Origin of the sequence: Enterococcus sp. DIV1328a, assembly GCF_050536905.1 — a bacterium.
Taxonomy (GTDB): domain Bacteria; phylum Bacillota; class Bacilli; order Lactobacillales; family Enterococcaceae; genus Enterococcus; species Enterococcus faecalis.
In genome coordinates this window covers 1,089,849-1,105,932 of sequence record NZ_CP172912.1, presented here as the reverse complement: position 1 = coordinate 1,105,932, position 16,084 = coordinate 1,089,849, and the positions used below count along the sequence as shown (strand labels likewise).

Below are 16,084 nucleotides of genomic sequence, written 5' to 3'. Positions count from 1 at the left end.
TAAAATATCTTACCTCAGCCTATTTCTTGGCATTTTTCCATACTTATCATTTCTCTACTTCTCTAAATAAAACTCAAATCGACTTCCTGCATACTGCGTACGAACATATTCAAAAGGTAGTCCGTTTTCAAAATAGGATACTTGGCGCACACGCAGAATCGCATCGCCGCGTTTAATCTCTAAATATTCTGCGATCTGTTCCGATGCTTGAACAGCAGAGATTGTTTGGTTAGAGTGGCCAATTTTGTGGCCAGATTTAGCTTCAAGTGTTTTATAAAAAGAGTTCGTGATTTCAGATTTGCCATATTGCGAGACCAATGAATAAGGAATGCTCGCCACCTCAAAACAAATCGGAATGTCATCCGCAAAACGAATTCTTTCCATTCGTAAAATTGAATCTTCTGGACCTAGTTGTAATTTTTCCATCTCACTAGAACTAGGTTTCGCTACAAAATAAGACACCGTCCGACTAGAAGGAACGCGATTTTGAGACAAGGTAATTTCTGTAAAACTAGTGGTACCTGTCATTGTTTCTTGAACTTTCTTACGTGCTACATATGTTCCTGAACCAATTTTTCGTTCTAAAATCCCTTCGTCTGCTAAAGTCTGAATGGCTTGGCGTAAGGTCATTCGACTAACATCAAATTTCAAGGCTAATTCTCGCTCAGAGGGCAAACGATCCCCGATACTCCAGACACCTTTTTCAATATCTTCTTTGATTTTATCGTGAATTTGAATATAAATTGGTATATTTTGAACCATTTACGCTTCCTCCTCTTCGTTCATCTCCTCTTCTATTATAACTGGTATAGACCGTGTAAACAACCAAAAAATGATAAATAAAAGAGGAATTGGAATTTTTATCAAAGTTGGTCTAGTTGCATGCTTTCTTTTTATAACAAAAACATTTGGCTTAGTCAGTAAAAAGTGACCAAGCCAAATGTTTTTAAACGAATTGCTATTAGTTATTATCTTTTTACATTTTCTTCTTTCAACAACTTGTTCGCTGTGGCCATCATCAAACGGATTCGGTTCAACTGATTAACCAAAGATACCCCTGGATCATAATCCACCGCTGCAATGTTTGCTTGCGGATATTGACGTCGTAGCTCTTTCACGACCCCTTTTCCAACAATATGGTTTGGTAAACATCCAAACGGCTGCATACAAACGATGTTATTCACCTCATGTTTTAAGAGCTCAATCATTTCAGCTGTTAAAAACCAACCTTCACCCGTATGATTGCCAATTGATAAAATTTTACTTGCGTCTGCTGCCATATCATAAATGGAATGAATGCCATCAAAACGGACCGACTTTCTCAATGCCTTATCCATTGGTTTTTCTACCAATTCAATGATTTTTATCGCAAATTCTGCTAAACGTTTGCTTTGTTTTGACATGCCCATATTTTCGTATTTCCAAATTTGATTGTACAAAGAATAGTTCATAAAGCCAACAATATCTGGCACAACTGCTTCAGCACCTTCTTCTTCTAGCAAACGCACAATATCATTATTCGCTGTCGGCGAATATTTCACTAAAATTTCCCCGACCACACCGACTTTTGGTTTTTTTATCTCCTGTAAAGGAATTTCATCAAACGTCCGAATAATTTTTTTCATGAAGTGATTAAATTGTGTCAGCGAACCATTCCGGACATTGGCTTCCACTCTTTTTAGCCAATCTTGGTGTAGTTGATCCACCATTCCTTTTTCTGTTTCATAAGGTCTTGTTCGATAAACTACTCGTTCGAATAAGTCACCATATAAAAAGGCAACTACTAAGCGTTTGATCATTGGCAACGTAAATTTAAATCCTGGATTAGATTCGACTCCTTTATTGCCCATCGAAACTGAAACTACAGGAACTTGAGAAAAACCAGCGTCATTTAAGGCTTTTCGTAATAATGGAATGTAATTCGTTGCGCGACAACCGCCCCCCGTTTGCGTCATTAAGACACTGACATTATCCAAATCATATTGACCACTTTCCAAAGCTTCGACTAGTTGTCCGATAGAAATAATTGCTGGGTAACACGCATCATTATTGACATATTTTAACCCGACATTCACAGCTTCTTTGTCTTGCGCAGGCAAACAGACGACATGATAACCAGAAGCTTGTAATGCTACATCGACTAATCCAGATTGATGAATCGGGCTAAGCATTGGTAACAGTAAAGTATGTGTTTTTTTCATTTGTTTTGTAAACACAATTTTCTCTGGCTCTTCCATTTGCATATGCGGAACAAACTGTTGCTTCTCCCGCTCATTGACAGCTGCTTTCAAGGAGCGCAATCGAATACGAATTGCACCCAAATTCGCGCCTTCATCGATTTTGAGGACTGTATAAATTTTGCCAGACCGATCCATGATTTCTTCTACTTGATCGGTTGTCACAGCATCTAAGCCGCAACCAAAGGAATTCAGTTGGACAAGTTCTAAATTTTTCGTCTTAGCCACTACTTTAGCCGCGGCATATAAGCGAGAATGATAGACCCATTGATTCACCACACGTAAATTCTGCACGTTTCCAAGATGCGAGATACTGTCTTCTGTCAAGACGTGGAATCCTTCCTGTGTAATGACTTCGGCAATGCCGTGATTAATCTCTGGATCCAAGTGATACGGTCGTCCCGATAAGACAATTCCTCTCTGGCCTTTTTCAGTTAACATGGCTAACGTTTCTTCGCCTTTTTCTTGAATTTCTTTTTTAAAGGCTGCTAATTCTTGATAACCATGATGCAGCGCTGTTTGAATTTCTTCTAAGGAAATCCCTAAATCAGCAAAATTTTCAGCTAAAACTTTGGCAACTGCTGCTTCATTCGCTAAATTAAGATAGGGATTTCGATAATCCACTTGGCCCTCTCTGATGGCATCCACATTATTTCGAATGACATCTGGGTAGCTTTGCACAATTGGACAATTAAAATGATTATCCGCTTCCACTGTTTCTTGCTGTTCAAAAACGACACCAGGATAAAAGATAATTGGCACTTGCGCATCAATTAATGCTTGAATATGTCCATGCGCCATTTTCGCTGGGTAACAAACCGTATCACTGGGAATCGTTTCAAGGCCTTGTTCATAGATTTGTTTATTAGAACGTGGCGATAATTCAACCCGAAAGCCTAAGTCAGTAAAAAATGTATGCCACAAAGGATAATTTTCATACATGTTTAGGACTCTAGGGATACCCAAGCGCCCACGAAACGCTTTATTTTCCCGCAAAGGTCGGTACTTAAATAACTTGCGGTACTTATAATCAACCAAATTCACTTTGCGTTCTTCTCGTTTAATTTTAATTCGCGCACCACGTTCACAGCGATTTCCCGTAATAAATTGGCGCCCATCTGAAAACACTGTGACCGTTAATTGACAATTGTTTTCACACAAGCCGCAATGAGTAAATTCCTTTTCAGAGGTAAATGCCGCTAACTCTTCTAAAGAAAGAAGCGTGGTTTCTTCCCCAATTTCATAAGCGTCCAAAGCAATCAGCGCTGCCCCATAGGCCCCCATCAAACCAGCAATAGAAGGACGAACCACTTCACGACCGCTAATTTTTTCAAAAGCTCTCAAGACCGCTTCATTGTAAAATGTTCCTCCCTGGCAGACAATCTTTTCTCCCAACTCTTCAGGTCGGCGAACCTTAATAACTTTATAAATGGCATTTTTGATGACTGAATAAGATAGTCCAGCAGAAATATCGCCGACAGAGGCCCCTTCTTTTTGAACCTGTTTCACTTTTGAGTTCATAAAAACAGTACACCGAGAACCTAAATCAACCGGCGCTTGCGATTCTAAAGCCGCCAAAGCAAAATCCTTCACGTTATAGTTTAAGGATTGCGCAAAGGTTTCAATAAAAGAACCGCACCCAGAAGAACAAGCCTCATTTAATTGAATGGAGGAAAGCACGCCATTTTTAATGGTCATCGCTTTCATATCTTGTCCTCCGATATCCAAAATAAAATCCACACCTGGCTGAAAATGGTTGGCTGCTTTGTAATGGGCCATCGTTTCAACTTCACCAATATCGACTTTTAACGCATTTTTTATTAGCTGTTCTCCATATCCTGTAACAGCCGCTTTTCCGATAAAAACTTCTTCAGGCAGTTGTTGATAAAGTGATTTCAGTACTGTCATGGTGGTTTCTAAAGGTTGCCCTTGGTTATTACCATAAAAAGAAAACAACAAATGACCATCTTCATCAATCAATGTGACTTTTGTCGTTGTTGAGCCTGCATCAATCCCTAAAAAGGCCACGCCAGTATGTTGAGATAAAGGTTTCTCCGTTGCTTGGGCTTGCGCGTGTCTTTCTCGAAAATCTGCTAAATCTTCTGCGCTGTTAAATAACGGTGGTAACGTGTCGCTCGGCTGTAAATCAGTAGCCTGGCTGTTCACTAAGCGCTGAATTAATTCTTCCAATGTACATTCGGCTGAATCTTCTGAATAAAGTGCTGCTCCCATTGCTACAAACAGTTGCGGTTGTTCTGGAAAAATAACATCTTCTGGCTGAATTGCTAAGGTTTCAACAAACCGTTTTCTCAATTCTGACATGAAAAATAAAGGTCCCCCTAAAAATGCTACTTTACCTTTAATTTTGCGACCAGCAGCTAACCCGGCGATTGTTTGATTAACTACCGCTTGAAAAATACTCGCCGCGATATCTTCTTTCGCTGCTCCTTCATTGATTAAAGGTTGAACATCCGTTTTGGCAAAAACCCCACAGCGGGAAGCAATCGGATAAATAGTTTGATAATTCTTCGCCAATTCATTCACTCCATTGGCATCCGTTTTAAGTAAAACAGCCATTTGATCGATGAAGGCGCCTGTCCCACCTGCACAACTACCATTCATTCGTTGCTCTAAAGCACCATCAAAAAAAGTGATTTTTGCATCTTCTCCGCCAAGTTCAATAGCAACATCCGTTTCTGGGATTATTGTTTCAACAGTTCGTGTACACGCGATAACCTCTTGAACAAAGGGAATCCCTAATACCTCAGCCAGCCCCATACCACCAGAGCCAGTTATGCTCATTGTCAAAGGTTGGTCTGCACCGATCCTTGATAGTCCTTCTTTTAAAATGCGTTCCGTTGCTGCTTTGACATCTGAAAAATGGCGTTCATATTTTGTAAAAATAGGCTGATTTTGTTTATTTAAAAATACTAATTTTACTGTCGTTGACCCAACATCAATCCCTGCTCTCATAACCATCAATTAAAATACCCCTTCATTTCCCAACAGTTTGTTGATTATTATACAAACTGTTTGTTATAATAGATATACCTATTTTAGAAAGGTTCTAAATGATTTGCAACAAGCAATTTACCCTATTTTGTGAGATAAACAACAAAGTTTCCGCGAATGTTGACTATCTCGAAAGGAATTTATGATGGCAAAGAAAACAGACCTTAGAGTACAACGAACCAGAAAAATGATTATTGAAGCTTTTTTTAAACTTGTAGAAACGAAAGGCTACGAAGCGGTGACGATTCAGGATATTGCTGATGAAGCTATGATTAATCGTGCGACTTTTTATGCTCATTTTAAAGACAAACAGCATTTATATGATGCAATCTTCACCTTTACGCTTAGTGCTTTTACCGCTATTCTTGATTCGCAACAACTGGTTAATGGCAACCGTGTCCGCGTGAAGCACATTGAAGAACTTCTGACGCAACTCTACATCAACATTCAAGAGAACAAATCTTTCTTCTTAACTATCATGGACAATAATTTCAACGAACACTTTCGAAAACGCTTAGCTGAAATTATCGAAGAAAAATATGCGACGATTTTTTCGCAGTTGCGTATTACCGAAAATGATATTGATGTACCGATAGATTTTGTTATTGAATACATGACCTCTATCTTCATCGGTACCCTTCATTGGTGGATTACTAGCGAGACGGATATGACACCCAACCACTTAGCCCAATTAGTTATCAAATTAGTTGGTAATGGGCATTTAACTGTCTTAGGCATCGAATTAGAAAAATAAAAACACCGGAGTAGACAATAATGTTGTCTGCTCCGGTATTTCTGTTAAAGACGAGTTAGTTTTTTGAACGCCATTTGATATTGTGGGCTGTATTTCTTGAAGAAGTGACTTTAACACCACTTTTGATGTTGCCTTTTTTACGAGGAATTAAGTCAACTTTGACATCATACTTACCATCGCGTGCTAAATCGTAAACATTTTCAACCATTTCTGTAATTTTTTCTTTAAAGTTCATTCTTATCAACTCCAGACTATTCTTTCTTAATACTTTAGCATATTCTTATATAAATGAAAACTTTTCTAGCCTGTACATGAGGAAAATCTTACCTCATTTTTGTTATATAATTATACAAAAAAAGAACATCTCTCTACCAGAAATGTTCTGAAAACTGGGGTAGCTGGATTCGAACCAACGCATGACGGAGTCAAAGTCCGTTGCCTTACCGCTTGGCTATACCCCAAAAATAAAATGGAGGAAAGTGGATTCGAACCACTGAACCCTAAGGAACGGATTTACAGTCCGTCGCGTTTAGCCACTTCGCTATTCCTCCAAAAAGTCATTGTCGCTGTAACGACCTGACTTAGTTATAATACAATCTTTTCCAGAAAAAAGCAACCCTTTTTTTAAAAAAATTGTTATTTATTTTTTATTCACTTAAATTCCATTGACGAATAATTGTTTCAAAGGCTTCGTCCAGATTTTTTGCTGTACCTTCTTGCTTGCCATCAATTTCAATGATGAATTTTTTATCATTTTGCGGAATGACACGACCGATTTCTTTTTTACCAATAAATAATTTGTTCATTAAAACATTTGCTCCATTGTATTGGGCTTTTTCTTCTTCAACACGTACTTCAATATCTTTATTCTTTTTTGACATCTCTATCCCTCCAAGAACTCTATGTTATCAGAATCTTTAAAACAAAACAAGCACTCGCTATTTCTCTGTCAGATTGTTCGTTTATCGTTTCAATGCAGCATTAAGGAGTAACGAAATGCGATTCGCTACTCCTCAAAGACTGATTTCTATTCTTTTTCTGAACCTTCTGTTGCATGATAGTTCACGCTATTTGAGGTACCTTTTTTAGAAAAGTTTTCAATTAGCTCTTTCACGTCGAGGCCCGTTGTTTCTTTTAGTGTTTCTTGTGTACCAGCCAACAAGTTTGTTGCATAATTGGTAATACGGTTGGCGCCAGAATTTTCGCCACCTGCGCCTGTATCTACCACTGAAATCTTGTCGATGTTGCCCAATGGTTGTGCTGCTTCTTTCATTAATTGTGGCAACATTTCCATCACCATACTTAACACAGCTGCTTCACCATATTCTTTGAAGGCATCAGCAATCTTTTGTTTGGCTTCGGCTTCCGCTGCACCACGAGCTAAAATAGCTTCGGCTTGCGCTTGACCTGTTAAACGCGTTTTATTGGCTTCCGCTTCGGCTAATGCTTCAACTTTGAAGCGTTCTGCTTCGGCTTCTGCCACTTCGCGTGCCTTTTGAGCAAGAGCTTCTTGTTCGCGTGCGTAACGATCTGCATCGGCTTTTTTCTTCACTTCTGAGTCGTATTGTTTTTCACGACGCGTAATTTCTTTTTCTTCTAACTCAATTTGTTTTTGACGTTCAACGACTTTGACTTCCATTTCTTGTTCCACCACGTGTTGTTGTGCACGCGCGCTTTCCAAGTTATAGGCTTGGTCTGCTTTGGCTTTGGCAATGTCTTGTTCTTGTTTGTATAACGCTAATTTCAATTCTTTTTCTTTTGAAGCTTCTGCAATTTCTGTTTGACGTTGCAATTCCGCTTGTTGTGATTCTTTTTCTGCTTCCGCTTTTTTGATGCGAGTTTCTTTCAAGGCTTCTGCTTCTGCAATATCTGCATCACGTTTAACTTGAGCGATTCTTGGTTTCCCTAATGAATCCAAGTATCCATTTTTATCACGAACTTCTTTAATTGTGAACGACACAATAACTAAGCCCATTTTAGCTAAGTCAACACTGGCAACTTCTTGTACACTTTGGCTAAATTTATCACGATTTTGGTAAATTTCTTCCACTGTCATTGAACCTAAAATCGAACGTAAATGTCCTTCTAATACTTCACGTGCTTCATTTTCTAATTCTTCCGTTGTTTTTCCTAAAAATTGTTCCGCTGCTGTCGCAATTTCTTCAACTGACGAACCAATTTTAATGATTGATGTCCCATCACACATCACAGGAACCCCTTGTTCTGTGTACACTTCCGGTGTGGAAACATCTAATTTACTTGAAAGCAAACTAATTCGATTTGAACGTTGGAACACTGGTAAGACAAACGCACCACCGCCACGAACGATTTTAATTTTGTTGCCACCTTCGTCTACATGAACATTTTTAGACCCTAGATAGCTCCCGCTGATAATTAACGCTTCATCAGGTTTGGCTGTCTGATATTTAGAAACAAACACAATTAATAACATTAATAATACTAAAACTGCAATAATAATCGGTAACAAAATCCCCATTTTCTTCTCTCCTACTCTATATTTTTAGACTGCCTTCGTAAGGAATGACATAACAAACCCGTTCTTTCAATTCAATAATCAATACCTCACTACCTCTTGGCGCAGCCACTTCTTGTGGCACATAAAATGCTGCTGGTCGACTTAACGAACCTGTGACACTCTTCAATTGAATCTCGCCCATTCCCTGGACAGGAATTGGGGTAATCACAGTAGCAACACGACCCTCCATGTCTTTTTCCGAAATAGAAATTGTGGCCTCCGAATTTTTCAAAGGGACCAACACATAAAAATTTAGGAAGAAAACAATAATGGTTGAAAGAATACCACTGACAATTAAAATAAGCCAACTATTCACCGCTGTTAATTCTTCCCCAAGGTACCCAAACAGCGAGGTAAAAGCAATCCATGGAATAATCAGCATTGGGTCAACCGGTCCATCAAAATTAAAAACATCCCCAAAAATAATTAGTAAAAAAGCGAGGACCGCGCTCCCCACTAATGCATAAAAATAAACCGTTTCCAATGGTAGACCTTCTAACACTTTTCCCACACTCCTTTCTGTGCTATAACCTAGTAATAGTGTACCAATTTTTAAATAAAAAGAGTAGTAATTTCCAAATAAATCTCAAAAGATACATCTTAAGACCTATTTTTTCTTAATAAAAGAAGCAGCAATAAACGAGCAGTCCTAGAATTATCGAACTTCTACGGACTCCTCGTTTTTTAAAATGTGCTATTCATTTGATTTTAACGCTTCAATCATATTGATTTTCTTCAATTTCCGATGCATAATGACCATCACAAACAACGTGAAACACATGGTGATGACTGCGGAATATAGATAACTTGGCCAATGAATAATTGGCGAAAACATAATTAAATCAACTTCAACGGTTGCTAAAATATACTGATGCAAAATTTTCCCAAAGAAGCAGCCAACAATAATACCAATGAACGTTAAAATAATGTTTTCACGGTAAACATAGGTGGTGACTTCACGATCGTAAAACCCTAAAACCTTAATCGTGGAAAGTTCTCGAATCCGTTCAGAAACATTAATGTTGGTTAAATTATATAACACAATTAACGCTAAAGAACCAGAAACAGCAATTAGTACCCAAATGACAATATCAAGGCTTTTCAGCATATCATCAAACGAACCTTTCATCGCAGTTAAAAACGTAATGTTCAACACTTTCGGCTGTTTTGTCAACGCCTCTCCGATTGAGGTTTCTTGTTTTGAGGATAACTTTTTGTCAAAAAGTAGGAATTCTGTATTATACTCCGGCTTCTGTTTCGTCATCGTCTGGTAGAGTTTCGGCGTCATATAGACAAAATGACCCGTGTAGTTTTCTGCAATCGCGGCAATTTTCACGTGATAGGTTTGATTATCACTATTTTCTAAATTTAATTGATCTCCGACTTTATAGCCAAATAATTTAGCTAATTTTTCATTAATGATTACACCGTCATCGTTGAGGGAATATTTTTCTCCAGTGACTCGATCATTAAATAATTGAAAATCAGCCATTTTCGAAGGATCTTGTGGCACATAAAGAGTAATATTTTGAGTTGGTGCACCTTGGCCCTTCGTTTTAAAGATTTCTGAATATAACGGAATTGTTTTATTCAAACCATCCAGTTTGCGCAACGTTTCTTGATACTCTTTTGTCTCTTCAGGTGTCGTTTGCTCTTTAAAAGTCACGACTGCTTGGTAATGCCAGATTTTATTAAATTGAATTGCAGCGACATCCACAATTGAATCGCGTAAACCAAAACCAACAATTAACAGCCCCATACAACCAGCTATTCCGATAACGGTCATCAGCATCCGTCGTTTATAGCGGAACAGATTTCTAGCGGTCACTTTTTGAATAAAGCTCATGCGTTGCCATAAAGGGCGGATTCGTTCTAGTAAAATCCGTTGGCCTGCTTTCGGCGCTTTGGGTCTTAGCAAGGTAGCTGGGGTACTTAATAAATCGATTCTTAATGTCACTAAGGCCGCTCCCACAGTACAAGCTAAGGCTACAATGATGCCCCATAAACTGTAATTTAAGTACCACGGTGTAACTAAATCAGGAATATTGTACATTTGACCGTAGGCATCAAAAATTATTTTAGGGAATAGATAATAGCCAACTGCCAATCCTAATAATGCACCTGTTAGGCTAGCAACCGTTGCATAGGTAATAAAAATCGAAGCAATTTCACGATTACGATAACCTAAAGCTTTCAAACTACCAATTTCCATTCTTTTTTCTTCCACCATACGTGTCATGGTAGTTAAGCTGACTAATGCCGCAATTAGGAAAAAGAACAACGGGAATAGCGTGGCTAAAGAAGAAATCCGATCAGCGTTATCTTGATATTCAGAAAATCCTGGATTGTCTTCCCTGGTAAAATAATAATACGTTGGGGCTTTCAAATTGGCTAGCTCTGTTTCTTTTTCAGCCAACAGTTGTTCCTGTTTAGCCAATTCGTCTTTTTGCTTTTCAAGCATCTCAGCTGGAATTCCTGGTTGTTGCTCCAACTGCGCAAGCGCTTGTTTTCCCGTTTCCAGCGCTTGCCGACCTTGGTTAATGTCCGGCTGAGCCGAATCACGCAGAGCCGCAATCTGTTCTTCTGGCCGATTTTTCAGTGCCTCTTTTACCTGATTTAAGGCCTGCTCTCTTTTCTTTTCATAATCAGAGAAATACGTATTTTGATGTTTTAATGAACGAAATGAGATTAGCAATTCTGGATATCGTTGACTGTCAAAGGCTTTTTCCGAAACCACGCCAAAAAAGTTTAACGTTCCAGAACCGACCGTTGTGGTTCCCCTGGATGTATTATCAATATATTCTGCTGAATTGATAAATCCAACAACAGTAAAATGAGTTTGCGTCAGTCCTTTTTCTTTAATCGCTACATCGTTTAAAGTGATTTTATCACCCATTTTATAGTCATATCTAGTTTTCGCTAATGTATCTAATGCAATTTCATTTGTTTGTTTAGGTAACCGACCGTCAACTACTTGATAGTTAACCGATCCTGCTTGATTTTTTCGATAGCCAAACAATTTTACTGCATTATTTTGCGGCCCAATCGTGGCATCTATTGTATACCGCGGCACAACTGTTTCGACATCTTTTAAAGACTGTAGAGTTGTTAAATCTTTCTTTTCCAGTCCCATTGTAGAAATTATTCGCGCATCTGGAAGCTGCTCTTTCTGGTAATAATTATTCGCGGTTTTAATCATATCTGGTCCAGTAGCTTTCAAACCAACAAAAACCATTACACCAAGGAAAATAATCCCCATAATCGATAAAAATCGTGTAGTAGATTGTCTAATTTCACGTAAGCTTGTTTTAATTAGCGCTGTTTTCTTCATTTTAGGCACCTACCATTCAATTTCAGCAACCAATTTAGGCTGATCATTCACAGTCATTTCGCGAACTTTTGCATCATTAATTCGAATTACCCGATCGGCCATTTCTGCAATGGCTGAATTGTGGGTAATAATTAAGACGGTCGTTCCAGTTTCACGAGCAGTGTTTTGCAAAATAGTTAAAATTTGTTTCCCTGTTTCATAATCCAGTGCTCCTGTCGGTTCATCACATAAAAGTAACTTGGGCTTTTTAGCAATCGCACGGGCGATGGTTACTCGTTGTTGTTCACCACCAGAAAGTTGCGCTGGAAAATTATCTAAACGTTCCCCTAAACCCACCGATTGTAAAACATTGGTCGAATCCAATGCATCCGCAACGATTTGCGAAGCCAATTCGACATTTTCTTTTGCCGTTAAATTTGGGACTAAATTGTAAAATTGGAAAACAAACCCGACATCATTGCGTCGATAAGTGGTTAATTGTTTCTCTGAAAACTGAGCGATATCTGTGCCATCAATAATAATTTCCCCTTCATCACAGCTGTCCATTCCACCAAGAATATTTAAAACAGTTGATTTTCCAGCACCGCTGGGGCCTAAAATAACCGCCACTTCTCCTTTTTCCACTTCAAAAGAAATGCCGTCATTCGCAGTAATAGTTGTCTCTCCCATTTGGTAACGCTTGTATTCATTTTTGACTTCAATATAGGCCATCCACTATCCCTTCCCTTCTACATTAAAATAGTAACATATCTGAGAAAACAAGTCTTTCAAAGAAAAGCCTTTTTTGATTTTTTAGCAAATTTACGTATAATAGAAAAGATGGTCCACTTAAATTTGGACTATTGCAAGTATAAAATTAGAGGAGCACGTTATGGCAAACAGAAAGAAGAAACCACCATTTAATTCAACCATCATGCTGATTGGCGCATTAATCATTTTAATTTTAGGCGCGGTTGGCGTTAAAGTTCCTGATGCTTTACAAGATTTATTTAATGTTCAACCACAAACAACCACCCCCTCAAGCACACCAGCACCTAAAGGAGATAATCCCGGACCAATTGAAAATGGTAAAGCCACATTTTCAGCAGAGGAATTAAAGGATAACTCAAACGGCTGGATTACTTATCATTCTCTAGATCGTCTAAAACGAGCGACAGGCGCTGATGCGCTATTAAAACCCGCAATGGTCAATACAGGAACTTCCGCTAATAAAGATATTCGACCAGCTGGTTTCATTTCAGGAAAAGCTAATCATTCGCGTGGCCACCTAATCGGCCGTCAAATGGGAGGCAGTGGTGATGATCCACGTAACTTAACCACCTTGTATCAGAATCCTGTCAACACTCCTTATATGACGAAATATGAAAATCAGATTCGGGCAGCTCTTGATCGCGGCGAAACCGTTCGTTATCGCGTGACACCTGTATATAACGGAAACGATTTGTTGGCTGAAAAAATCATCTTAGAAGCCAAAAGCCTTAAAACAAATTCACCCATTGATTTTTCAGTAACTATTTTAAACAAACAATAAGGAGGAACTTTCATTGGATTTTGAACAGCTAAAAGAAACATTACCCGATGCAAAACCACAAACATTTTTGCAAGCAATCCTCTCTCAACCTCAAGAAGAGGATGCTGAATTAACTTTCAGTGAAGAAATTGATGAACAGTTTGTCGAAAATTGTAAATTTTTAGCCTCTCCAGAAACCATTTCTGAAACAGATGTGGAACATTGGCGCAAACAAGAATTTTTAGTTGTCGCCCAAAGTTTAGATGGCGATTATCTAGCAGGCACCCTAGAGCAAACCTTTGTGATTCCTAGCTCCCTTTACAAAGAGGATATTGAGCAATTTGACAAGCAATTAATCGATTTTTTTATTGCCTACGAGAACAAAGAAATCACTTCTGCGATTTTACCAAAAGAATTATAAAAAAAGCTTGCGGATAAATTTCCGCAAGCTTTTTCTTGTGTCTTATGCTCGATAACGTTCAACGCCATCTAAATAAGTGGCTGCTAATTCCATGGTTGGTTCTAATACGATAAAGTCAGCATCGCGACCATTTGCAATCATGCCACATTGATCATCAATTTTACAGCTAATCGCAGGAACTAATGAAGCCATCATAATTGCTTGTGCAGGTGTTGCAATACCCCAATCAACTACATTTTTAATTGCTTCTTTTAGTTTTAAAATACTACCTGCTAAGTTCCCAGTATCCAAACGAGCCGTTCCTTCTGCTACCACAACAGGAAATTCACCTAAATTGTAGTTGCCATCTGGCATACCGCCAGCCATCATGCAGTCTGTAATTAACGCAACGTGATCATGGCCCGCTTTTTCCATCAATACTTCAGCCGCTTGCGGATGTACATGGTGTCCATCACAAATTAATTCAGAGAAAACGTGTTGTAACGTTAACAATGCACCAACCATCCCTGGTTCACGGTGATTTAAGCCGCGCATCCCATTATATGCATGAACAAAAACGCTAGCGCCTGCTTCAACTGCCACATCAGCTTCTTCTAAGGTCGCATTACTATGGCCTAAAGCAACAACGACACCTTCATCTGTAACGGTTTCAACAAATTCTTTCACACCATTACGTTCTGGAGCCAACGCAATTTTCTTAATAATTCCGCCTGAAGCTTCTTGCCATTCGTGGAATGTATCAAGGTCTGGATCTCCAAAATAACTTGGATTTTGTGCGCCTTTATGTTCTTCAGTAAAGAAAGGTCCTTCAAAGTAAATCCCTTGAATTTTTGCACCAGGTACTTCTTGGTAGACTTGACCAATCGTACGTGCAACGTCTGTTAAACGTTCTTTACTTGAAGTTAATGTTGTTGGTAAAAATGAAGTTACACCACAAGATAACAAGCCTTCAGACATCACTTTAATGCCTTCTGCATCGTTATCCATTACGTCATGATTCATGTAACCATGAATATGAGTATCGACTAAACCTGGGGCAATCCATTTGCCTTCCTCACGAATAATTTTTACGTCCCCTTGCGGTTCATCTTTTGTATAATTACCAAAGATACCATCCGTGATTTCTAAATAACCAGGTCCTTTAACATCGCTTTTTAAAAAGAACTTGTCTGCAAAGATAAATGTTTTCATCTTCATCCTTCTTTCTTTATTTTACTTACTTCAAAAGTACTCTTAATCAGTACAAAAGTCAAGAAATGGTGTAGACCTTTTAAGCAATTCTGAGGATTTTTTAAAGATTGCCACTTTCCACATTTTTCATTTGTTGCGCTAAGTTCAGATAACGTTCTGCTTCTTCGTGTTTATTCTTTCTCATTAAAACTAAATATTTTAGATTTAATAATTCACTTAAATAATAATAACTATTTTTTTTGCGGGCCCAAGTAATTCCTTGATCCACATAAATTTCGGCATCTTTTTCTGTATAATTTTTAAATAAGAAATCAGCATAATTAAAAAATATTTTCGTTAACTCTGCATTACTGCGTTCATTTGGCAATTGATTAAAATAATGAATACTCAAACTTAAAAATCGTTCTGCTTCTACTCGATTGCCCATGTAACCATAAGTGGCACCTAGACAACTAATTAATTGAATCTCTAAATCAGAAACATTTAACTTATCGGCTTTATAGGTGAAAGATAACCCTTTACGCAAGCTAGCAATAGCTTTTTCATAATCATTTAGAACAAACAATTCACAACTACCTAAATAATAATAATATTTTTGCCAGTCCGTATCTAAATACAATTGTTCTTCAATACGATTTTCCTTTAAATAATTTAATAATAATTGATATTTTTTATGGCGAAAATATTCAGCCATTTTTTCAAATGAATACGTAACAACATGCACATCACCAGATTTATAACGCATAATCTGGTCAACAGTCACACCTAAACGATCACAAAGTTGTTGCATTACGAGAACGTTTGGCAACTCTTCATTGTTTTCAATGCGACTTAAAACACTTTGCGAACAGATGTCTTCTGATAACATTTTCTGTGTCAATTTTCTATTTTTTCTAATTTCTTTAATAACTGCACCTAAAGAATTCATCACAATAGCTCCTATTTATATCGGCCATTTTCCTTGCAAAATGGGGATTTTGTCAAAATATGCGAATTCGCATTATGCTTTTATTGTACTTTATTGCATAATATACTGCAAGAACATTATCTAAGGTTTTCTTAGAAAATAAATAGGTTCATTTTTATTAAAAA

13 protein-coding genes and 2 tRNA genes are annotated in these 16,084 nt (G+C 38.0%); 3 read left to right on the top strand and 12 right to left on the bottom strand.

From position 1 onward, the window contains the following. Positions 1–54 precede the first annotated feature (54 nt). A complete protein-coding gene (locus tag IGL93_RS05400) occupies positions 55–762 on the bottom strand; it encodes a GntR family transcriptional regulator (RefSeq protein WP_002357800.1) in 708 nt (235 codons plus the stop codon). Positions 763–968: 206 nt separating this feature from the next. Next, positions 969–5,216: a 2-hydroxyacyl-CoA dehydratase gene (locus tag IGL93_RS05395; protein WP_010775793.1), complete on the bottom strand. Its 4,248-nt coding sequence runs from the start codon at positions 5,214–5,216 to the stop codon at positions 969–971. Positions 5,217–5,391: 175 nt separating this feature from the next. On the opposite strand from IGL93_RS05395, the gene IGL93_RS05390 reads away from it, so the two are divergent. After that, positions 5,392–6,003, top strand: coding sequence for a TetR/AcrR family transcriptional regulator (locus tag IGL93_RS05390; RefSeq protein ID WP_002357803.1), 612 nt, complete (start codon positions 5,392–5,394; stop codon positions 6,001–6,003). Between the two features lie 55 nt (positions 6,004–6,058). Here IGL93_RS05390 and IGL93_RS05385 read toward each other — a convergent pair whose 3' ends face one another. The 8 genes from IGL93_RS05385 to IGL93_RS05350 all read right to left on the bottom strand — a co-directional run bounded on the left by IGL93_RS05385 (position 6,059) and on the right by IGL93_RS05350 (position 12,581). Next, the gene (locus IGL93_RS05385) at positions 6,059–6,238 is read right to left on the bottom strand and encodes a hypothetical protein (protein WP_002357804.1); all 180 of its coding nucleotides are present in this window, start codon (positions 6,236–6,238) and stop codon (positions 6,059–6,061) included. A gap of 154 nt (positions 6,239–6,392) precedes the next feature. Then, positions 6,393–6,464: transfer RNA gene (locus IGL93_RS05380), tRNA-Gln, on the bottom strand. 9 nt (positions 6,465–6,473) lie between these two features. After that, positions 6,474–6,554: transfer RNA gene (locus tag IGL93_RS05375), tRNA-Tyr, on the bottom strand. Between the two features lie 96 nt (positions 6,555–6,650). After that, entirely contained in the window at positions 6,651–6,884 is a 234-nt protein-coding gene (locus IGL93_RS05370; protein ID WP_002357806.1) for a DUF2969 domain-containing protein, read from the bottom strand. Between the two features lie 146 nt (positions 6,885–7,030). After that, positions 7,031–8,500: a flotillin family protein gene (locus IGL93_RS05365; protein ID WP_002357808.1), complete on the bottom strand. Its 1,470-nt coding sequence runs from the start codon at positions 8,498–8,500 to the stop codon at positions 7,031–7,033. Between the two features lie 16 nt (positions 8,501–8,516). Beyond that, the gene (locus IGL93_RS05360; protein WP_002369505.1) at positions 8,517–9,050 is read right to left on the bottom strand and encodes a hypothetical protein; all 534 of its coding nucleotides are present in this window, start codon (positions 9,048–9,050) and stop codon (positions 8,517–8,519) included. A gap of 183 nt (positions 9,051–9,233) precedes the next feature. After that, positions 9,234–11,870 carry an FtsX-like permease family protein gene (locus IGL93_RS05355; RefSeq protein WP_033789260.1) on the bottom strand — a complete coding sequence of 879 codons (2,637 nt, stop codon included), beginning with the start codon at positions 11,868–11,870 and terminating at the stop codon, positions 9,234–9,236. A 9-nt stretch (positions 11,871–11,879) separates the two neighbouring features. Further along, positions 11,880–12,581, bottom strand: a complete 702-nt coding sequence (locus IGL93_RS05350; RefSeq protein ID WP_002363831.1) for an ABC transporter ATP-binding protein — start codon at positions 12,579–12,581, stop codon at positions 11,880–11,882. A gap of 160 nt (positions 12,582–12,741) precedes the next feature. Here IGL93_RS05350 and IGL93_RS05345 point away from each other — a divergent pair, with 160 nt between their 5' ends. Together IGL93_RS05345 and IGL93_RS05340 are read left to right on the top strand one after the other, a co-directional pair. Next, a complete protein-coding gene (locus tag IGL93_RS05345) occupies positions 12,742–13,401 on the top strand; it encodes a DNA/RNA non-specific endonuclease (RefSeq protein WP_002357812.1) in 660 nt (219 codons plus the stop codon). Positions 13,402–13,414: 13 nt separating this feature from the next. Continuing rightward, positions 13,415–13,801 carry a hypothetical protein gene (locus tag IGL93_RS05340; RefSeq protein ID WP_002360464.1) on the top strand — a complete coding sequence of 129 codons (387 nt, stop codon included), beginning with the start codon at positions 13,415–13,417 and terminating at the stop codon, positions 13,799–13,801. A gap of 42 nt (positions 13,802–13,843) precedes the next feature. Here IGL93_RS05340 and nagA read toward each other — a convergent pair whose 3' ends face one another. Both nagA and IGL93_RS05330 read right to left on the bottom strand, forming a co-directional pair. Beyond that, entirely contained in the window at positions 13,844–14,992 is a 1,149-nt protein-coding gene (gene nagA, locus IGL93_RS05335; protein WP_002357814.1) for an N-acetylglucosamine-6-phosphate deacetylase, read from the bottom strand. Positions 14,993–15,092: 100 nt separating this feature from the next. Then, positions 15,093–15,920 carry a helix-turn-helix domain-containing protein gene (locus IGL93_RS05330; protein WP_002381942.1) on the bottom strand — a complete coding sequence of 276 codons (828 nt, stop codon included), beginning with the start codon at positions 15,918–15,920 and terminating at the stop codon, positions 15,093–15,095. Positions 15,921–16,084: the final 164 nt, after the last annotated feature.